19 protein-coding genes and 3 pseudogenes are annotated in these 19,837 nt (G+C 40.2%); 17 read left to right on the forward strand and 5 right to left on the reverse strand.

Annotated features, from left to right (window positions below; all coding sequences use genetic code 11):
* Window positions 1-30: 30 nt before the first annotated feature.
* The 3 genes and pseudogenes from LC586_RS02640 to LC586_RS42510 form a co-directional block, all read left to right on the forward strand.
* Entirely contained in the window at window positions 31-261 is a 231-nt protein-coding gene (locus LC586_RS02640) for a DUF2281 domain-containing protein (protein ID WP_229482811.1), read from the forward strand.
* Entirely contained in the window at window positions 255-623 is a 369-nt protein-coding gene (locus LC586_RS02645) for a type II toxin-antitoxin system PemK/MazF family toxin (protein ID WP_229482812.1), read from the forward strand. The genes LC586_RS02640 and LC586_RS02645 overlap by 7 nt, the downstream gene beginning before the upstream one ends.
* A gap of 39 nt (window positions 624-662) precedes the next feature.
* Window positions 663-779: pseudogene (locus LC586_RS42510) on the forward strand (amino acid--tRNA ligase-related protein); the annotation flags it as partial.
* Between the two features lie 136 nt (window positions 780-915).
* Here the strand turns inward: LC586_RS42510 and LC586_RS02655 are convergent.
* Window positions 916-1,125, reverse strand: a complete 210-nt coding sequence (locus tag LC586_RS02655) for an RpnC/YadD family protein (protein WP_229482814.1) — start codon at window positions 1,123-1,125, stop codon at window positions 916-918.
* A 289-nt stretch (window positions 1,126-1,414) separates the two neighbouring features.
* On the opposite strand from LC586_RS02655, the gene LC586_RS02660 reads away from it, so the two are divergent.
* The gene (locus tag LC586_RS02660) at window positions 1,415-1,675 is read left to right on the forward strand and encodes an NIL domain-containing protein (RefSeq protein WP_306423225.1); all 261 of its coding nucleotides are present in this window, start codon (window positions 1,415-1,417) and stop codon (window positions 1,673-1,675) included.
* Between the two features lie 130 nt (window positions 1,676-1,805).
* Here LC586_RS02660 and LC586_RS02665 read toward each other — a convergent pair whose 3' ends face one another.
* Window positions 1,806-2,483 (reverse strand): response regulator transcription factor, encoded by a 678-nt coding sequence (locus LC586_RS02665; protein WP_012407592.1) that lies wholly within the window; start codon window positions 2,481-2,483, stop codon window positions 1,806-1,808.
* 1,119 nt (window positions 2,484-3,602) lie between these two features.
* Between LC586_RS02665 and groES the strand changes: the two genes are divergently transcribed.
* The 3 genes and pseudogenes from groES to LC586_RS02680 all read left to right on the forward strand — a co-directional run bounded on the left by groES (window position 3,603) and on the right by LC586_RS02680 (window position 6,647).
* Window positions 3,603-3,914: a co-chaperone GroES gene (groES, locus tag LC586_RS02670; RefSeq protein ID WP_100898362.1), complete on the forward strand. Its 312-nt coding sequence runs from the start codon at window positions 3,603-3,605 to the stop codon at window positions 3,912-3,914.
* 132 nt (window positions 3,915-4,046) lie between these two features.
* Window positions 4,047-5,681, forward strand: coding sequence for a chaperonin GroEL (gene groL, locus LC586_RS02675; protein ID WP_229482815.1), 1,635 nt, complete (start codon window positions 4,047-4,049; stop codon window positions 5,679-5,681).
* A 418-nt stretch (window positions 5,682-6,099) separates the two neighbouring features.
* Window positions 6,100-6,647 (forward strand): annotated as a pseudogene (locus tag LC586_RS02680) (DUF4351 domain-containing protein).
* 36 nt (window positions 6,648-6,683) lie between these two features.
* Here the strand turns inward: LC586_RS02680 and LC586_RS02685 are convergent.
* Entirely contained in the window at window positions 6,684-7,103 is a 420-nt protein-coding gene (locus LC586_RS02685; RefSeq protein WP_229482816.1) for a hypothetical protein, read from the reverse strand.
* Window positions 7,103-7,960: a ParA family protein gene (locus LC586_RS02690; RefSeq protein ID WP_229482817.1), complete on the reverse strand. Its 858-nt coding sequence runs from the start codon at window positions 7,958-7,960 to the stop codon at window positions 7,103-7,105. Before LC586_RS02690 ends, LC586_RS02685 begins: the two co-directional genes overlap by 1 nt.
* Before the next feature lie 99 nt (window positions 7,961-8,059).
* Between LC586_RS02690 and LC586_RS02695 the strand changes: the two genes are divergently transcribed.
* The 8 genes from LC586_RS02695 (at window position 8,060) to LC586_RS43385 (ending at window position 14,856) form a co-directional block, all read left to right on the forward strand.
* Entirely contained in the window at window positions 8,060-8,839 is a 780-nt protein-coding gene (locus tag LC586_RS02695) for a class I SAM-dependent methyltransferase (RefSeq protein WP_229482818.1), read from the forward strand.
* Between the two features lie 66 nt (window positions 8,840-8,905).
* Window positions 8,906-9,844 (forward strand): SPL family radical SAM protein, encoded by a 939-nt coding sequence (locus LC586_RS02700; RefSeq protein ID WP_229482819.1) that lies wholly within the window; start codon window positions 8,906-8,908, stop codon window positions 9,842-9,844.
* The gene (locus tag LC586_RS02705) at window positions 9,837-11,120 is read left to right on the forward strand and encodes a photosystem II assembly protein (protein WP_229482820.1); all 1,284 of its coding nucleotides are present in this window, start codon (window positions 9,837-9,839) and stop codon (window positions 11,118-11,120) included. The genes LC586_RS02700 and LC586_RS02705 overlap by 8 nt, the downstream gene beginning before the upstream one ends.
* A gap of 77 nt (window positions 11,121-11,197) precedes the next feature.
* Window positions 11,198-12,037, forward strand: coding sequence for an urease accessory protein UreD (locus tag LC586_RS02710; protein WP_229482821.1), 840 nt, complete (start codon window positions 11,198-11,200; stop codon window positions 12,035-12,037).
* Between the two features lie 39 nt (window positions 12,038-12,076).
* Window positions 12,077-12,379, forward strand: coding sequence for an urease subunit gamma (gene ureA, locus LC586_RS02715; RefSeq protein WP_229482822.1), 303 nt, complete (start codon window positions 12,077-12,079; stop codon window positions 12,377-12,379).
* Window positions 12,380-12,400: 21 nt separating this feature from the next.
* Window positions 12,401-12,706 carry an urease subunit beta gene (locus tag LC586_RS02720; RefSeq protein WP_229482823.1) on the forward strand — a complete coding sequence of 102 codons (306 nt, stop codon included), beginning with the start codon at window positions 12,401-12,403 and terminating at the stop codon, window positions 12,704-12,706.
* Between the two features lie 61 nt (window positions 12,707-12,767).
* Window positions 12,768-14,483 carry an urease subunit alpha gene (gene ureC / locus LC586_RS02725; protein WP_229482824.1) on the forward strand — a complete coding sequence of 572 codons (1,716 nt, stop codon included), beginning with the start codon at window positions 12,768-12,770 and terminating at the stop codon, window positions 14,481-14,483.
* Between the two features lie 277 nt (window positions 14,484-14,760).
* The gene (locus tag LC586_RS43385; RefSeq protein WP_498072172.1) at window positions 14,761-14,856 is read left to right on the forward strand and encodes a hypothetical protein; all 96 of its coding nucleotides are present in this window, start codon (window positions 14,761-14,763) and stop codon (window positions 14,854-14,856) included.
* A 727-nt stretch (window positions 14,857-15,583) separates the two neighbouring features.
* Here the strand turns inward: LC586_RS43385 and LC586_RS43390 are convergent.
* Window positions 15,584-16,702 (reverse strand): annotated as a pseudogene (locus tag LC586_RS43390) (toll/interleukin-1 receptor domain-containing protein); the annotation flags it as partial.
* Between the two features lie 385 nt (window positions 16,703-17,087).
* Here LC586_RS43390 and LC586_RS02735 point away from each other — a divergent pair.
* Window positions 17,088-18,233 (forward strand): ATP-binding response regulator, encoded by a 1,146-nt coding sequence (locus tag LC586_RS02735; protein ID WP_229482826.1) that lies wholly within the window; start codon window positions 17,088-17,090, stop codon window positions 18,231-18,233.
* 192 nt (window positions 18,234-18,425) lie between these two features.
* Window positions 18,426-19,808 carry an aldehyde dehydrogenase gene (locus LC586_RS02740; protein WP_229482827.1) on the forward strand — a complete coding sequence of 461 codons (1,383 nt, stop codon included), beginning with the start codon at window positions 18,426-18,428 and terminating at the stop codon, window positions 19,806-19,808.
* The last annotated feature ends 29 nt before the right edge of the window (window positions 19,809-19,837 follow it).

A 19,837-nucleotide genomic window follows, 5' to 3' on the forward strand; every position in this document is an offset into this window, starting at 1 on the left:
TAAACATAAATCCAGCTGAAAAGATTTATCATGAGCATACAAGACCAAACCATTGGTAAAATCCGGCAACTGCCAGAAGCTTTAGTTCAGGAAGTCAGTGATTTTATCGACTTCCTATTAATGAAGCATAGCGGTAAGAACTGGGAACTATGGCTTCAGTTTAGCGAGTCGTTAGAAATAGTGGAATCAGATTTTTCGGAATATTTATCTAATTTAGAAGATTATGAAGAACGCTTGGCGCGTGGAGAAATTCAGTGGTAGATATCTCAAGAGGAGATGTAGTTTTGTGTGATCTCAATCCTGTTGTTGGTACAGAACAAGCAGGAATTAGACCTGTTGTAGTGGTGCAAATTGATCGGGCAAATGCTGTTAGTCCTCATACTATTATTGCACCATTTACCTCAAAAATTAGATGTGCTATTTTACCCTCTCATGTGTTTGTACCTGCTGGTATCGGTGGTTTAAGCCAAGATTCTGTTGTGCTTTGTGAGCAACTTCGGGTTGTTGATAAATCAAGAATTATCAGAGTGATTGGTCATTTGGATAATAGTTATTTAGATAATTTGGCAATAGCTTTGTGTACTATCCTTGGCTTAAGGATTATGAACAATAATAATGATTGATAAATATTAGGTATTATCACATTATTTGTGTGGTGATGAACCGTTCCCCATGCTGGTTTTGGGTTGGTTTTTGAGCGACTCGTGCAATTTATGACGGGTATTGGAAATATTCGTGATGTGATTCCCTTTCCTCGTACACCCCAAAGTGCTGAGTTTGAGTTTGAAACCCAGGCGATTATAAATCGCGTCTACCCAAACCAAGTCCGTCTGGATGGACTAATAAAAACTTTGAAACCCGTCAATGCGGGTTTTGCTTGTATAGCCTCGTATTTTTTAAAGCGATTAATTAAAATTAAGAATTTTGAATCTCCTTTTGTAAAACTTGAATTTGCTCAATAGATAATTCAGTAACTTGAGCAATTTGCTCTAAACTCATTCCAATTCGCAACAAATTTAAAGCTAACTTTATTGTTGTTTCTGCTTTGCCTTTGGCTTCACCTTTAGCTTCACCTTTGGCTTCGCCTTCTTCTAGGATTTGTTGATAAATGACTGATTCGCGCATAATCTCACTCCTTAAAATCTTGCTAATTACATTTTTATCTAACACCAGACCTGCTAAAATGCCACTGGCAGCAGCTATATTTCTTTGTAGCTGGCGATCGCTAATTGCTTCAACTGCTTTGGCTTTATAACTACTAAATTATGAGCAATTCTTCACATTTACTGCATCTAGATTAATGGTTTGCAAAGGCAAATACTTTCTTGCTTGCCTGCGTGGGATAAGTGACGCTAGTGTTAAAAGAATTGTGCAAAGTAAAACCCTCATCCCAGAAGTCGAGTAGGAAGCTAGAATGGCAATTCCAAATAAACAAGTAAAATCTAATACTGATATTTTAGATAATAGACGCACCCAAATTCGTATCCAAGTTCTCATTCCTAAAGACTTACATGAGGAACCAGTCATTTCACGACTGGTTTCTCACTATGGGGTCATAGTCATTATTGCTGATGCTCAAGTAAGCGCAAACGTGCCACAATATAGCTGCTTCGATCTACAACTGCGAGGTACTGTTTCTCAGATTGAAAGCGCCCTAACTTACCTGGATGGATGAACTGGATTTAGAAGTTTTGCACCAATCCAGCCCTGAACAAGATGGGTGGTAAATCTTACGTTAGGAGTTAGGAGTTAGGAGTTAAAAAATTCATAATTCATAACTCCTAACTTTTAACTTTTAACTTTGTTTAAGCCATTTGATTTTCAATCGCCCACCGCGCTAATTCAGTGCGGTTGTGAAGATTGGTTTTGCCCAACATATTGGACACATGGCTTTCAACCGTGCGCTGACTAACATTTAGTTCTTCAGCAATTTCCCGGTTAGCTAAACCCCTAGCGACAAACTGGACTACTTTCAGTTCGGTTGGGGTTAATTGCACATCGAAGGGAACCTGGATACGGGAACCGTTTTCGCCTCCTTTTGCTTGGTGTTCTTTCCAACGGATAGTTTGTTTCAGCGAGGATTCAACTTGTGCGACGAGTTCTTCTGGTTCAAAGGGTTTGACCATATAAACATCAGCACCTTTATTCAGACCCTTAACTCGGTCTGCACTTTGTCCCTTAGCTGAAAGGAAAAGAACCGGAATCCAACTGGTGCGTTCGTTTTGCCGGACTTGTTCTACAAAAGTATATCCGTCCATTTCCGGCATCATCACGTCGCAGATAATCATGTCTGGAACATCTTGCTCTAAAATTTCCAGAGCTTCACGTCCATTTTCGGCGGTGATGACTTCGTATCCCCGGAATTCTAAGTAATCCTTCACCAGCAAGATGAGGTTAGGGTCATCATCAATCAATAGAAGTCGTTTGTGATCTTTCATGCTGGGTTCTTTCATAGCAGTGGCACTTGTCGCGCTTCGGTCCATCAAAGTCTTGAATATTTATCCTCTATCGTGGGTTATTTCGAGATGTTGTCCTTTTTCCTACTTAACTTGCCTTTGCTGTCTCGAAGTCTCAAAAATGCCGAGCACTTTCAAGAGACTAGTAGCTGGATAGCAAAAGTCCAGCAAGGATACGTATAGCAGTAGTATCTATAATGCGCTATTATATATCGCATTGAAAGTGACGGGCGAAAAAACACTGATTAAATAATAATCCTTCTGACTCACAAGTAAGTATTGGCTTAAAGATGACCCTACCTCAAAACCAACCCGCACTTTCTTAAAGCTTACTGCTGTACCATATCCTTCGGTTGTTAAGCCTCTATGAGGTGTTCACAAGAAACTAGGGAAGTTTCTGGCAAAGGATGGGTTAAAAATGCATATTCTTCTACCACCTTATTGCCTATTAAGTGTTCTTGGATGATCCGCTCAATAACTTCCGGGCTTGCTTGGCGATATCAGACACCATTAGGGTAAACCACCATTATGAGTCCAGAACAACAAACGCGCAAGCAGTTGGCTTTTAGTTCTATAGACGCAAATGGGATGACTCTGTTGCGGCTCATCAAATTTTAACTCTTTAAGTCGCTTTTTTAAGTATTCCCAGGATTCCAGACTAGCTCGTTTTGAGCAGCAGCTAGCAATTGTCTGGTCAGCGCAAATAAAAATGTGTCGCTGAATTTTTGCAATTCCTAAAGTTTCTACATAATTACTCAGGGCTTTATGTTCTAGAGACTTAGCGGCTTTGGGGATTTGATGGCTTGACTGGATCGCTGTATTGTTACTTATCGAGCGGCTCCCTGATTACAGTTTTATAACAATTTCCAAGCTTTGCAAATAAAGTTCTGAGAAGGGGAGTAGGGAGTAGGGAGTGGGGAATGGGGGAAGAATTCTTATAACTCCTAACTCTCCACTCCCTACTCTCTTCGTAACTTACGGAACAGAACCCGAAAGGTAGAAATAATTAAGCATTTATACTTAAGTAGATATCTGAGCCTCTAGTTCGGGAACCCGTACTCAAAGAATTCTTGCCATTGGACGCTACTTTTCGGTAGATTAGCACTCAGGAGTTGAGAGTGCTAATCTCTAAAGGAAAGAAATAATATGGCAGCTTTATCTCTAAGCGTTTCTACAGTTAAACCTTTAGGCGATCGCGTTTTCGTAAAAGTGAACGCCTCTGAGGAAAAGACCGCAGGTGGTCTGTATTTGCCCGATACCGCCAAGGAAAAGCCCCAGGTAGGGGAAGTAGTGGCTCTTGGCCCTGGCAAGCGTAATGACGACGGAAACCGTCAGGAATTGGAAATCAAAGTCGGCGATAAGGTGCTGTACTCGAAGTACGCTGGCACTGACATCAAACTCGGCACCGAAGAATATGTACTGCTTTCTGAAAAAGATATTTTAGCAGTCGTTATCTAGTGGGGAGTGGGGAATGGGGAATAGGAAAGAGTTTTCCCGATGCCCAATGCCCAATACCCAATACTTCGACTTCGCTCAGTACAAGTGCCCTATTCAACAAAAAATTGACTTACTCCTGGAATTTAGACACCTATGGCAAAGCGCATTATCTACAACGAAAACGCCCGTCGCGCCTTGGAACGAGGCATTGACATCCTGGCTGAGGCTGTAGCTGTTACCCTTGGCCCCAAAGGTCGTAACGTAGTCCTAGAAAAGAAATTTGGCGCACCACAAATTGTTAATGATGGTGTAACGATCGCCAAAGAAATCGAATTAGAAGACCATATTGAAAACACTGGTGTAGCTCTGATTCGTCAAGCTGCTTCTAAGACCAATGATGCTGCGGGCGATGGCACCACAACTGCCACCGTTTTAGCTCATGCGATCGTCAAAGAAGGCTTGCGGAACGTTGCAGCTGGTGCTAACGCAATTTCGCTCAAGCGCGGTATTGACAAAGCTACTGCCTTCCTGGTAGATAAAATTGCTGAACACGCCCGTCCAGTAGAAGATTCCAAAGCCATTGCCCAAGTTGGTGCGATCTCGGCTGGTAATGACGAAGAAGTTGGTCAGATGATTGCCCAAGCAATGGACAAGGTGGGCAAAGAAGGCGTAATTTCCCTAGAAGAAGGGAAATCTATGTTCACCGAGTTGGAAATCACTGAAGGGATGCGCTTTGACAAAGGCTACATCTCTCCTTATTTCGCTACCGATGCTGAACGGATGGAAGCGGTTTTTGATGAGCCTTTCCTACTCCTGACCGATAAGAAAATCGCTTTGGTACAAGACCTTGTACCAGTGTTAGAGCAAGTAGCTCGTGCTGGTCGTCCTTTGGTGATTATTGCCGAAGATATTGAAAAAGAAGCTTTGGCAACCTTGGTAGTAAACCGTTTGCGCGGTGTACTCAACGTGGCTGCTGTTAAGGCTCCTGGCTTTGGCGATCGCCGCAAAGCATTACTGGAAGACATCGCTGTTTTAACTGGTGGTCAACTAGTTACCGAAGATGCTGGTCTAAAGCTAGATAACACCAAGCTGGATAGCCTGGGTAAAGCTCGCCGGATCACCATTACCAAGGACAGCACTACAATTGTTGCCGAAGGTAACGAAGCTGCTGTTAAGGCTCGTGTCGAACAGATTCGTCGTCAAATCGATGAAACCGAATCTTCTTACGACAAAGAGAAATTACAAGAGCGTCTTGCTAAACTCTCTGGTGGTGTCGCTGTAGTGAAAGTGGGTGCAGCGACCGAAACCGAAATGAAAGACAAGAAGTTGCGTCTAGAAGACGCTATCAACGCCACCAAAGCTGCTGTGGAAGAAGGTATCGTTCCTGGCGGTGGTACAACTCTGGCTCACCTTGCTCCTGAATTGGAAGTTTGGGCAAAGAGCAATCTTAAAGATGAAGAGTTGATTGGTGCGTTGATTGTCGTTCGCGCCTTACCTGCACCTCTGAAGCGGATTGCTGAAAACGCCGGTCAGAATGGTGCTGTGATCGCTGAACGCGTGAAAGAGAAAGACTTCAACGTTGGCTACAACGCTGCGACAAACGAATTCGTCGATTTGTTAGCTGCTGGTATTGTTGACCCTGCTAAAGTGACTCGTTCTGCTCTGCAAAACGCTGCTTCGATCGCTGGTATGGTGTTGACAACCGAATGTATTATAGTTGACAAGCCTGAGCCTAAGGATAGCGCTCCTGCTGGCGCTGGCGCTGGTGGCGGCGACTTCGATTACTAATACTTTGTAGTTACATAATTTGTAAAACAGCTACTTCCTTTGTGGAAGCGGCTGTTTTTTTGTGTCAAAAGAAGAGGAAGAGTACCCTGACTTTTCACGGTATCTGGAAAACCTCACTTCTATTTCTCTCTTCCTTTAAGGAGAGAGACTTTGAATTTTCCCCCTTCCCGCCACGGGTTGGGGGTTAGGGGGTTAGGTTTTTCGTGCGCTTTTCCACATAACGTGAAAAGTCAGAACAGTACCCTACTGAGTTTCTGACTTTTCACGGCATGTGGAAAAGGCCATTTTGAGGGTTTTCCAAACCCTGATTTTTCCGTTAGCTATTTTCATTAACTTAAAGCTATTGACAATTAGGCTGTAGAAAAAGTCACGTTTTTTCGAGGCTTGAAGACTTCCCGTGAAAAGTCAGACTGAGTTTGTGCGTTGGTTGCTTGGGGTAGAGTGCAAGAAATTGAAGTCTTAAAAACTGAACTCACGCTTGAACCAATTCGTGCGGATTCTGTGACATTTTTGCAAGCAGCTAACGAAATTTTGCACATTGAATTTCAAACTTTGGTGAAATCTAATCCGGCGCTGTTACCTTTAGCAAGTTTGACGCGAACTGACTCACCGCAAAGTTTACTGGCACAAGTGGCTGAACAAGTCGCTACAATTCCAGATAGGGAGGAACGACAAAATATTGCGGGTTGTGTAGAAATTCTGGCGGGTTTGCGGTTTGAAAAGGATTTGGTTCGGCAATTTTTACGGGAAGATATTATGAAAGAGTCTGTAATTTATCAAGATATCGTTCAAAAGGAAGCGTTTAAATTGATTAGTCGTCAGCTTAAACGGCGTTTTGGTGATATTGATGGATCATTAGTTGAGCAGGTTCGTAATTTATCTGCTGAACAGTTAGAGGAGTTAGGAGAGGCTTTGTTAGATTTTTCTGAAGTTGCTGATTTGGGAGTTTGGTTAGAGCAGCAATAGAGCAATTAATAAAAATGATTTACTTTTAAAGCTACATCATATTTTAGAGATTGAGGCTGCAAGTAGTTTTCCGCTTTTATCTTGAGCTTGCAATTTTTGAATAATATGCTCAATAATACTATTCAAATCCTTCCGGCGGCGCATTGAGCGTTTGGGGTCAAGTTGACCGTGTTTCAATAATTCTCTAACCTTTTCTCTTAGCTCAGTTAAGTAAAACCTCAGTTGTTCTTCACCCTGTTCGCGTAAAATTTGCCGACATTCAGTTAGGATAATATCGCCATTTTCGAGAGTTTTACTAGCGTCTGATTGCTTTGGTGTTGCTTCGGACAAGTTTTTACTTTTTTGAGCGTTTAAACTGTTAGTTAGACATTTTTCTACAGCCTTGGCAAATTTTGGATCAGATTCTACAACTTCTGCGATCGCTCTTAATAAGTCTGCAATTTGTGATGCTTCCATTATCTACCTACTCTCTGAATAAATTCTTTAGTTAATTTCACCATAGAATCATGAGAATCATCATATTTTTGTTTATATGTCAAATAATTACTCAATTCTAAGCCTTCTGCAATTTTTGCTCTTTCTAAAATTTTGGTTTCAAAAACTTGTGGATAGAAAGGGTTAACAATAATAGAGTTTAGATTTTCAGTTTGGGCTATAGTTCGGTTGTAACGAGAAATTAATGTTCCTACTGCTTTTAAGTTATGTACATAATCTCTATTAAACTTTTCAATGTGTTGAAGTAGTAAATCTAATCCATGAATTGACATTCGGTTTGGTACACAAGGGATTATACAAGCATTGCTAGCTAGAAATGCACTTTTAACTACTGTGTTAATATTTGGGGCGCAGTCTATTAAGATATAGTCATAATTATTCAATAAGGGTTTGAGGATTGTACGAATAAGATCAACGGGTTTAAAGTTAAAAGAATAATAACCTGATGGCAATTCTTCCTGGATTTCAAATAGCCTTGGGCTGCTAGGTATCAGATGTAAGTGGGCAAAAGAATTTCTGTTTCTAACATTTGAAACATTGTGTTTAACTATAAAATTTTCGCTTTTAACATTTTCTAAAAAATATTCAGGATCTTTAAATAAATAAGGCAATGTCAATTTTTTACTTTCAAATTCTTTTTCCCAAACCTCTTCTGACATTAAAGCACTAGTCAAATTACTTTGAGGATCAAGGTCAATAGCAAGTACACGCTTTTTGTACATTGTATCGCCGGCTAAATATTCTGCTAATGCCATGACAATGGTAGTTTTGCCAACTCCACCCTTGAGGTTGCAAATGCTTATCACTTTAGCTGTCATAATTTCTGGTAGATTGACGCATTTTATAGGCTACAGTTCTATGTTTCCCTGAAAATATGCCCAACTAACAGGTTCATTTTTACTTTTACATAAAAACCCATGAGCCAAATTAATCCTGAAACAACCCCCTTATATACCTTAAACCCACTCAACCGATTTTCTGACAGAGCAGATGATTATGTAAAATATCGACCAAGTTACCCCGCAGATGCAATTGATATTATCTTGGAAGGATTAGGTGAAAATTCACAACTCGTAGCAGCAGATATTGGTGCGGGTACAGGAATTGCTTCAAGACTGTTAGCTGAACGAGGGGTTAATGTCATAGCCATAGAACCAAACGCGGCGATGCGAAAAGCGGCTGAAGCACATCCTTTGATAGAGTTTCGTGATGGAACAGCAGAATTTACCCAAATACCTAATAATTCAGTTGATTTAGTTACCTGTTTTCAAGCTTTCCACTGGTTCAATCCCGAACCAACTTTATTGGAATTTCAGCGCATTTTAAAACCATCAGCACGCTTGGCTGTGGTGTGGAATAACCGCGATCAAGAAGATGCCTTAACTACAGAATATAGCCGAATAGTCCGAGAAGCATCTAATAATCACCCAGCAGAATCTCGAATGCAGTCGGTAGAGCCACTGTTAGTAACTCCCCATTTTATTAACATCCACGAATATAATTTTACTTATAGGCAACAGTTAGATTTAACTGGACTTATTGGACGAGCAATGAGTGTTTCTTACCTCCCGCGCGAAGGCTTGGCATACGAACAGCTTATTGATAGGTTTCAAGAATTATATCAGCGCTTTCGTGATGAGAGTGGTTTTGTCTATATGGTCTATCGCACTAGCGTACACCTCGGTGAAGTAATTTAAAAATAAAAATGGGAATCATAGGAAGTAGGGTGCGTTAATTCACTCTCAATAAATATCAGGATTCACATGGCACAACCAAAATATGAAGGTTATTGCGAATGCATTCCTACCAAGTTAGTCAAAGAAAAATTTGGAGATGTTAATGTTTATGCACAAAATGCGAAATCACTTTTAACAAAAGCTACCGGATTTATTGGTAATTATGATTTTACTCTAAATCCTTATAGGGGATGTCAATACGGTTGTAGTTATTGCTATGCTGCTGCATTTACCCCTAATGCTCAAATGCGCCAAGATTGGGGAAAATGGGTAATTTTTAAGGAAAATGCTGCTGAAATTTTAGCGAAAGAATTAAAAAAATGGTATGAAAAAAATCCTTATATTCCTCCTAGTATATACATGAGTAGCGTTACTGATCCTTATCAGCCACTTGAGTCTAAACATCAACTGACTCGTCGGTTGTTGGACGTAATGCTAGATATGGGGATTGACGGTTATCCAACTCCAACTTTGGTGATTCAAACTCGTAGCCCAATTATTACTAGAGATATTGATTATTTACAAAGATTTAAGCGATTGCGAATTAATATGAGCATTCCCACTGGGAGTGAATTAGTGAGAAAAGATTTTGAACCGCGATCGCCCAGTATTAAAGCCAGACTAAATGCTATCACTAAAATCAAACAAAGCATTGATTATTACAAAGGTTTTCTTCCTAAAATTTCTATCACTATTACCCCTCTACTTCCTACTTTACCAACTGATGAAGGTACTTTTATTGAAAAACTAGCCATCGCAGATAGGGTTGTAATTCAAGCTTTTCATGCTAGCCACAGTCGTTCTCTTATAGCATCAACTCGCCAAGAAGCTGAAGAAATTAAGCAAAAATACGCTTGGTGGTATGACGATGAGAAACTAAACTATATGAAATTTAAGGAAAAGTTAGTTTCTGGGCTTCCATGTGTAGAAATTATGGAAGGTAAAGAGGGATTTGGTTATGAATAATCCTATCGTAAATTGGTGGCGAAGTCAGCAGTTAAAATTATCTTTAAAACGCGGGGATATCCGACGTGCAGCCCAACTATTACAAGAGATTCAAAAGTCAGGTGCAAGATTCTCATGGCTAGAAAAATTATTTAGGGATAAACTTCAACTTGAACGTTATTCCCAAGAATACAAACGACAAACAGAAACTTTAACTAAACAACTAACAGAAGTATCACAGCAAAAACCTAATCTCATATTAATGCCAGATGAGGAATTTGTTAAATATATCTATAAAATTTTTAATTTAATACACTACGATGAATATAAATTGCAATCTACTGGTATTGATGAACGGATATTTGATGATTTTGAATCAAGTTTAGTTGAATATCTTAAAGAAGAATTTAGTAGGATTCCTGACAAACAGTTATTTATTAAGTTAGAAGACGCTCTTGAGGATATTAATAACTTAAAAACTGGACAAGACCCAGACTACCGTTTTAGTCTAACTCCTCATGTCTACTTTATGAAGTATTTTTTAGAAAATGTATATTGCATATATTTAGCTTGGTTTCTCATTTACCAGGATGCTTTACTACCAAGTAAGGTTAATATCCTTGATATTGCAGCAGGCCCAGGAACAGTTGCTTATGGTTTAGCTTTATTTCTCCAAAGTAGTAGCGGTTTTTTTCATATCCCGCAAATGCACATATCTTACTACTCTTTAGAAAAACAAGATGCCTTCCAATTTCGTGGACTTCAGTTTTGGCGACGATATATAGAGTCGCGTTTAACCACGGTGAATGCTTATTTCCGCTTTGTTACTACTGATATTTTTACTTGGAAAACTCAATCGAATAATCTACCCAAAGACTTTTTCGACTTTATCGTAATTTCCCACTGCTTCTTTATAGATAAAGCCAAGAGGGTTGAAGCTAATAATACTTACAAGCAAATATTTGCCACTAGCTTAAAAAATTCAGGCTATGTTCTACTAATTGTGCAAGATAAGAAATTATTCAAAATTTACAATGTTCACCAAGTTGAAAACCAAGAGCAAGAAAAAAACGTAGTGGAGAAATTTCTGGCAGAATTGGGATTAGAGTTAGTCTGGTATAGATATCTCACCTCAACAAGTTCAAGAATACCTTTGTCTGGTGTTGAATTTGGTAAGTTTGCTCGAGAAAAATTACCAAAACAACTATATATGAGTCCAATACTCCAACAGTATTTTGGTCAGAAGTTTCAGTCATGCTATACATTAGATGATTATGTAATATTGGCAAGAAAATAATGAGATATTGCAGGTAAAGTAGCAGAGAATGTATTAAATAAATATAAGGTATGTGAACTTTAATCTTGAATTTATAAATGACCTGCAATCCGCAAATAGCAGAAGGTTGGCATGGCAAACTTAATTTAGTCTATGCCGATCGCCAGGGTAAAACCCAATTAATTTACAATCACCAACAAGCGCCCCTGAAGGTACAGCGCCCATTTTACCCAGAAGGGGAAAAAGTTTGTCATAGCGTAATTTTACACACCGCAGGGGGAATGGTGGGAGGCGATCGCTTATCCTCTAACATCCATCTCCAAACCCAAGCCCAAGCCTTAATCACTACAGCTGCTGCAAGCAAAATATATCGTAGTAATGGCTTACAAGCTAGACAAACCATCCAAATGCAAGTTGACGTTGGTGCTTGTTTAGAATGGTTGCCGCAAGAGACAATTTTATTTAACGACGCGATTTTTCGCCAAGATTTACGGGTAGAATTAGCAACCGGGGGCAGTTGGTTAGGCTGGGAAATTACCCGATTTGGTCGCAGTGCTAGAGGAGAAAAATTCTTGCAAGGAGAATGGCGATCGCACACGGAAATTTGGCAACAAGATGTTCCTTTGTGGATAGATCGGCAATGCTTACGGGGTAGCGAAGAAACTTTTCACAGTCCCCACGGTTTGGCTGGAAAACCAATAGTGGGTAGTCTAGTTTGGGTTGGTGATGCAGTTTCAGCAGAGATTGTCGAAAAAACGCGAAATTTATGGGATGGGGAAGGAGAAGCGGGTGTTAGCCGATTACAACATGGATTATTGTGTCGATATCGCGGTGCTTCTACATCTGAGGTGAGAAACTGGTTTATTGATGTTTGGCAATTGCTGCGAGTTTCTTTTTTGAATTGTGGTAATTATATACCAAGAGTGTGGCAGGTTTAAACGAACCACAGAGGCGCGGAGAACTCAGAGGAGATAGGAATGCAACTTACGCCGCAGGAAAAAGATAAGCTATTAATTTTTACAGCTGCTTTATTAGCAGAAAGACGTAAAGAAAGGGGTTTAAAACTGAATTATCCCGAAGCGATCGCTTATATTTCTGCTGCCATTTTAGAAGGTGCGAGGGATGGGCAAACTGTAGCTGAATTAATGAGTTATGGTACAACTCTATTGACGCGGGATGATGTCATGGAAGGGATACCTGAAATGGTGCATGACGTACAGGTAGAAGCAACTTTTCCTGATGGCACAAAGTTAGTAACAGTACATAATCCAATTCGTTAAGTTTAAAAATTTGAATTTATTATGATTCCTGGGGAAATTATCACACCAGAAGGTGAAATTGAACTAAATGTTGGTCGTCCAACTATAAAATTACAAGTTTCAAATACAGGCGATCGCCCCATACAAGTAGGTTCCCATTATCACTTTTATGAAGTTAACACCGCCTTAAACTTTGACAGAAAACAAGCGCGAGGAATGCGCCTCGATATCCCCGCCGGAACCGCAGTCCGCTTTGAACCAGGCGACGAAAAAGAAATAACTCTAGTCCCCCTCGTTGGTACTCGCCAAGTCTACGGCTTCAACGCCAAAATTAACGGAAACCTCTAAAAACCTCCGTGTACCTCTGCGCTTCTCTCAGCGTCCCTTTGCGTTAAAAAAAGGATTTTATATGCCTTACAGAATGGATCGCCGCGCCTACGCCGAAACTTATGGCCCAACAGTAGGCGATCGCATCCGACTTGCAGACACAGAATTATTTATTGAAGTTGAACAAGATTTCACTACCTACGGCGATGAAGTGAAATTTGGCGGCGGTAAAGTCATCCGAGACGGAATGGGACAATCCCCCCTTTCTAACGCCGATGGTGCTGTAGATTTAGTAATTACTAATGCCTTAATTCTCGATTGGTGGGGTATTGTCAAAGCAGATATCGGCATTAAAGATGGCAAGATTTTCAAAATTGGTAAAGCCGGAAATCCTTATATTCAAAATAATGTAGATATTATTATCGGCCCCGGAACCGAAGCCTTAGCAGGAGAAGGAATGATTCTCACTGCTGGCGGTATTGATGCCCATATTCATTTTATTTGTCCCCAACAAATTGAAGTTGCGATCGCTTCTGGGATTACCACCATGATCGGCGGCGGTACTGGCCCAGCTACGGGTACAAATGCCACTACCTGCACCCCCGGCCCTTGGAACATTTACCGGATGTTGCAAGCTGCTGATGCTTTTCCCGTCAACTTAGGATTTTTGGGCAAAGGGAACGCTAGCAAACCCCAAGGACTTGTAGAACAAGTAGCCGCCGGTGCAATGGGGTTAAAGCTGCATGAAGACTGGGGAACCACACCCGCAGCAATTGATACTTGCCTCAGCGTTGCCGATGCTTATGATGTGCAAGTAGCAATTCATACTGATACCCTAAACGAAGCCGGATTTGTTGAAGATACGATCGCCGCTTTCAAGAATCGTACCATCCACACCTACCACACCGAAGGCGCAGGTGGAGGACACGCACCAGATATCATCAAAGTTTGCAGCCAAGCCAACGTTCTGCCATCTTCTACTAACCCCACACGCCCTTACACTCTAAATACCTTAGATGAACACCTGGATATGTTGATGGTATGTCATCATCTTGATCCTGCGATCGCCGAAGATGTCGCTTTTGCCGAATCTCGCATTCGCCGAGAAACCATTGCCGCCGAAGACATTTTGCACGACTTAGGCGCATTTAGCATGATTTCTTCCGACTCCCAGGCAATGGGAAGGGTAGGCGAAGTGATAATTCGCACCTGGCAGACATCTCACAAAATGAAGGTGCAACGGGGAACTCTTAACCCACAAGGGATGGAGCAAAAAGCAGACAACTTTAGAGCAAAAAGATATGTCGCTAAATATACTATTAACCCAGCGATCGCTCACGGAATTGCTCAATATGTGGGTTCAGTGGAAGAGGGAAAATTAGCAGATTTATGTTTGTGGCGTCCTGCATTTTTTGGTGTGAAACCAGAGATAGTCATTAAAGGCGGAATGATTGCATGGTCGCAAATGGGCGATGCTAACGCCAGTATTCCCACACCGCAACCAGTGTATATGCGACCGATGTTTGGTAGTTTTGTAGGGGCGCGTCATGCCACATCATTGACTTTTGTTTCCCAAGCAGCTTTAGAGAAAGAAATTCCTAACCAGCTAGGTTTACAAAAGGTAGCAGTTGCAGTTTCTGGGACACGCCAATTGAGTAAGCGGGATATGAAGCTGAATGATGCACTACCCCACATTGAAGTAGATCCAGAAACATACCAAGTCAGGGCAGATGGTGAGTTGCTGATTTGTGAACCTGCGACAGTTTTACCAATGGCACAGAGGTACTTTTTGTTTTAATTCATGGCCCAGCAACTTACTGATTATGAAAATGCTTCTCAAAAGCGCGATCGCAATTCCTTCCACAACAGAATTCCAGCAAGTTTTAGATAGTCTAAACTCTGGGAAATAAGCGTAGGCATCGAGCGGTTAATTGCCAGATATCGCTCTTAAAGATGAGAGGAAAGTTGCCCTAATCAATTTTCTGTCTTAGAGTTACGATCAATATAGTTAAACGTTGTATCTGATATACAAAATCATGCTACCTTTTAAGAAAAAAATTGTGACTGATGAAGCCATGCGTCCGGTAGCGGTGTTGATTGATTATCAGGACTGGCAGCAAATTGAGAAGATATTAGAAGCTCATCAATCACAAAAAAAACAGTTCCATTAACTTTTTTAGCATCAACTGAAAAATCAAAGTCTTTGAATATCTGATTTTTATCACCCCAAATAGACAGTTTGAAATTATTATTTTTAGTTCCAGGGTGGAATAAGCCTCCATTCTTTATACTTACTAATGTATCTTTATTCCACTCTTTTGATGGATGTTTAAAATCATCGACAAGTACAATATTTGGAAAAAATTCTATGTTGTCTTGGAAATTAGCGGTTATCAAGCCAGTTATTAATAGTATGAAAGGTATGGCAATAGCAATTAAATAAACTTTACCTAAATAGGAATATTGTTCTATACGTTTGAGAGATTGAATTAATCCTATAGCTCCCCCGACAAAGGAACCCACTACTAACCAACCAATTGCTGCTTGTTCGATGCCAATTATCTTCAGTGGATATATAGTTAAGTCAGTAATAATAATAAAGGTTGAACCAAGCAATGCCAGAATATTTAATATTTTTGGATGTGGAGGTCTGCCTAGATGTCTACAAAGTTCCCTCACGAACATTTCTACACCTCTACGCTTTTCTTGCTTATAGCCCTCAACAATCTTTCGAGACAGATTTGCTAAATGTGTTTCACTACGCAAAAATAGCCACTCTTCAAGATATTCGCTGTTGAATAAATAATCTTTTGTTATATCTGGATACTTATCACACTTGTCAATTAAATCAGAAACTGAGAAGACTTCCTCATTTTTAAACTTTAATTTAGTTGGGCCTAAATACTCCTCTAGTTCTTTGGTACGAAGCTCTCGACTAGCATTTAAAAAATCATTATCCTCTTTACTCAAGTTTTTTACTGCTGCCCATTTCTGTGCATTCTTTAACTCATCTCCACGCAAAAGGCACGATTCATCTTGATAGTTAGAAGCTAACCAAGCTGTTATTGCTTCTCTATAAAACTGTGGTCTTAGCTCGGCTAATTGCTTATTCACCCAGCTTTTGTCAAAAACTTTCTTATAAATACGGTTGTATACCTCTAAGTAAGCCTGTCGCTTAAGCACTAAACCTGTCAGCCGTAGTTCCATTTGTTCTAGACTGTCATCAGCTGGTATCCTCTCTTGTTGCAAGATTTGCTTATACAGTCCTAGCATCTGACCTGCTCGTTGTTCGTTCCTCAAAATGCGATCGCGTATCGTCCTCAAATGCTCCGGCTCATCCTGTGATTCCCAATTTTCGATGATGCGCGATCGCACCAATTCTTCAATTCCAGCCGCTTCTATATCAGCAGGGATGAGTTGACAAAGCTTCTGGGTAAGAAATGGTTGTCCACCAGTCCAAGTTAAAACCTCCTTCACCACATCCTGAGGATTACTAACTTTGCCCACTAATCCCTTAGCCAAAGGTTCAGCTTCCTGTAACTGAAAACCATTTAGTTCAATCGCCCGACTTACATCACCTAGCTCAACAGGTAAAATTCTGGAAGTATCGGCAGGTGAATTCCATTCTCGCTGCTGAATCTGTTGTAAATAACCCCGCAAATCATAATTTAGTGGCGTACTCCAAGGGAAGTTGACGCGAATGGGCAAAATCACTGGCTTATGCTGATCACTGGTATCCCGTAACTCTTTGGCCTGTCTCACCTCTTCTGTCACCATCTCGCTAGTTGCCGATCGCTCAGACAACAGCAACAAAAAGTAATCACACAGTTTTAATTCTTCATCAATGCGCTGAGGCCATTTTTCCCCCAAGCGAATACTCTCGCCCGCCATGAATGCTTCGTGTCCAGCAGCTTTAAGAGCTTCATAAAAATTATGGGCAAGGCTCAAATCTGGATCTTGACTGCGATAGCTGATGAAAAACCTGGCACTTTTCCTGGCTGCTGGCAAAGTTGGCATAATCGGCTCAATATCCAGAAATTTTGACAAATTTGACTATTTTTTGCAATCAATGTAGAGAATCGAAGCTAGTCTCTACCTGTTTCCACAAGTAATTCGCTAGTAGTCGATACACTATTTAGTCGGATTTTTACTTAGTGATTAATACTACTATATTCGTGTTGTTATCCTCTATATTAAGTTCTAGAAGTTTATGAGCCATAATTCAATTAGCTTGTGGCTATCTGTTAAAAAGGTAAGTAAAGTAGTTTTTAAAACACATTTATATAAATTTCTTGGTAAACAATTTTTTTCGGAGGGAGTTTACCTAAAAGTACTATCTAAAAAACTATACCAATAAACCAGTTTCCCTAAAAATTTACTTTTACCCATACCTTGCATCTATATGACTTCACAATCTTCTCGCTCTAACAAAATTCTGGTTGTTGATGACTCTCCTGATAACGTGTTTTTGATCAAAACTATTTTGGAGGAAGAAGGTTACACCATTAGCACCGCAGAAAATGGAATTTCGGCCTTGGCAGAATTGAAAGCTTCTCCTTGTGACTTGGTTCTGCTGGATCTGATGATGCCAGATATGGATGGGTACGAAGTCACCAAGCACATTCGTGGAGAGATGAAGTTGCCGCAATACATCCCCATATTGCTGATTACTGCACACGATGCGCCCAATGTCGCCCACGGATTAGATTTGGGTGCTGATGATTTTATCCGTAAACCTGTAACAGTAGATGAATTGCTGGCACGAGTGCGATCGCTCCTGCGTTTGAAGCATAGTATGGATGAACGTGATGAAATTGCCCGCCAGCGAGAAGATTTTGTCTCCCGCCTCACCCACGATTTACGCACTCCCTTGGTAGCCGCCGATCGCATGTTAATGCTATTTCAACAAGGTGCATTAGGAACATTATCACCGCAAATGCAGGAAGTAATCGCTATCATGGCCCGTAGCAATATCAACCTGCTTTCTATGGTGAATACCCTATTGGAAGTTTATCGCTTTGAAGCAGGTCGCAAAAGTTTGGCGTTTCAACCAGTTAATCTGAGCCAATTGTTAGAGGAAGTGACTGGAGAATTAGCACCTTTAGCTCAAGACAAAGCACTGTCCCTAAATTTAGACTTTACTGAGGAGTCAAACACAAAAACAGTGATGGGCGATCGCTTAGAATTATATCGTCTATTCACCAATCTTATAGGGAATGCAATCAAATTTACCGATTCTGGGTCTGTTACTATTCGTTTAACTTCTCAACGCCAGTTTGATAAAAATAGTCAATCTCAGTTCTCAGGAAAATCTAATTCCGTTGAATATATTAGTATTGAGATAGCGGATACCGGCCCAGGTATTCCTGCTGAAGAACAAGCTACCATATTTGAACGATTTCGTCAAGGTAGCCACAAGAGTTCTGGTAGTGGCTTAGGACTCTACCTTGCTCGCCGAATTGTCGAGGCACATCAAGGCATTATTTTGCTAAATTCTGAGTTGGGCAAAGGGAGTGTATTTATTGTCCTTCTACCCACTAAAAAATGAGAAAATTAGCAATTATGAATTATCGAATTTTTTACCCTCATGATTCATAATTTATAACTTTCTTTATTACTCTCTACAAAAATTTGAAAATAAATGTTTCGTCTATAAATTAAAATACTAAAACTTCAGGAATAACCTCTACTGAAATAGCAGCAATAATCATTAAATAAATATTTTTTATTGGACAAAACAATGATTACTAATGAATTATCTAACGTTAGCAATATTATCCAGAATCAGCGTGAGTTTTTTAATAGTGGCAAAACTAAAGATGTCACTTTTCGCATTGAGCAGCTTAAAAATCTCAAGCAAGCAATTATTGAGCATGAACAGTCAATAGTCGAGGCATTACAAGCAGATTTACATAAACCAGAAGTGGAGATTTACCTTACAGAAATCGGCGTCATCAAAGAAATCGATTATGCCATAAAGCACCTCAAAAACTGGACTAAGCCCAAAAAAGCACCCGTTTCTTTTGATTTTTTTTCCTACTCGGCGAGAATTTATCCAGAACCGTTAGGGGTTGTTTTAATTATTGGGCCTTGGAACTATCCATTTCAGTTAATTATCTCACCGTTAGTAGGTGCGATCGCAGCCGGGAATTGTGCAATTATCAAACCTTCAGAAATTGCTTCTCATACGTCTGATGTCATTGCTAAGATTATTGCCAAACATTTTGACCCTGCTTATATCGCAGTGGTTGAAGGAGGTGTTGAAGCAAGTCAAAAACTACTTGCAGAAAAGTTTGATCATATCTTTTTTACTGGTGGCACAGCCGTCGGCAAAATTATTATGGCAGCAGCAGCAAAATATCTCACACCAGTTACTTTAGAATTGGGTGGTAAAAGTCCTTGTATCGTAGATAGTGACATTAATCTTGAACATACTGTCAGACGGATTACTTGGGGTAAATTTATTAATGCTGGACAAACTTGTATCGCCCCCGACTACCTTTTAGTTAATAAAACAATCAAAAAAGATTTAATAGATGGGCTGGAAAAATGCGTAAAAGAATTTTATGGCGATAATCCAGCAAACAGTCCTGATTATGCCAGAATTATCAGTCAAAAACACTTTGATAGGTTGGTTAACTTTCTCAAAGATGGTGAAGTTGTCATTGGTGGAGAAACTCAACCTTCAGAGCGTTATATCGCCCCCACAGTGGTTGATAATGTCTCCTTAGAAGATTCTGTAATGCAGGAAGAAATTTTTGGCCCTATTCTACCCATCATTGAATATACTGACATTGCAGAAGCGATCGCCTTGATTAACTCTAAATCTAAACCCTTGGCGTTATACTTATTTTCTCAAAACAAAAACCTACAAAATCAAGTTTTGCAGGAAACTTCCTCTGGCGGAGTTTGTATCAATGACACAGTGATGCAGGTTGGTGTCTCGTCTTTACCATTTGGTGGGGTGGGAGATAGTGGTATTGGCAACTATCACGGCAAAGCTAGTTTTGACACCTTTTCCCATAACAAAAGTGTATTGCAAAACTCATTCTGGCTCGATTTAAAATGGCGATACGCTCCATACCAGGGCAAATTGCCGCTAATCAAGAAACTCTTGGGTTAAAGTCTATTATTTTCTCGTAGGACAAATCT

This window comes from Nostoc favosum CHAB5714 (assembly GCF_020829495.1).
GTDB lineage: Bacteria > Cyanobacteriota > Cyanobacteriia > Cyanobacteriales > Nostocaceae > Nostoc > Nostoc favosum.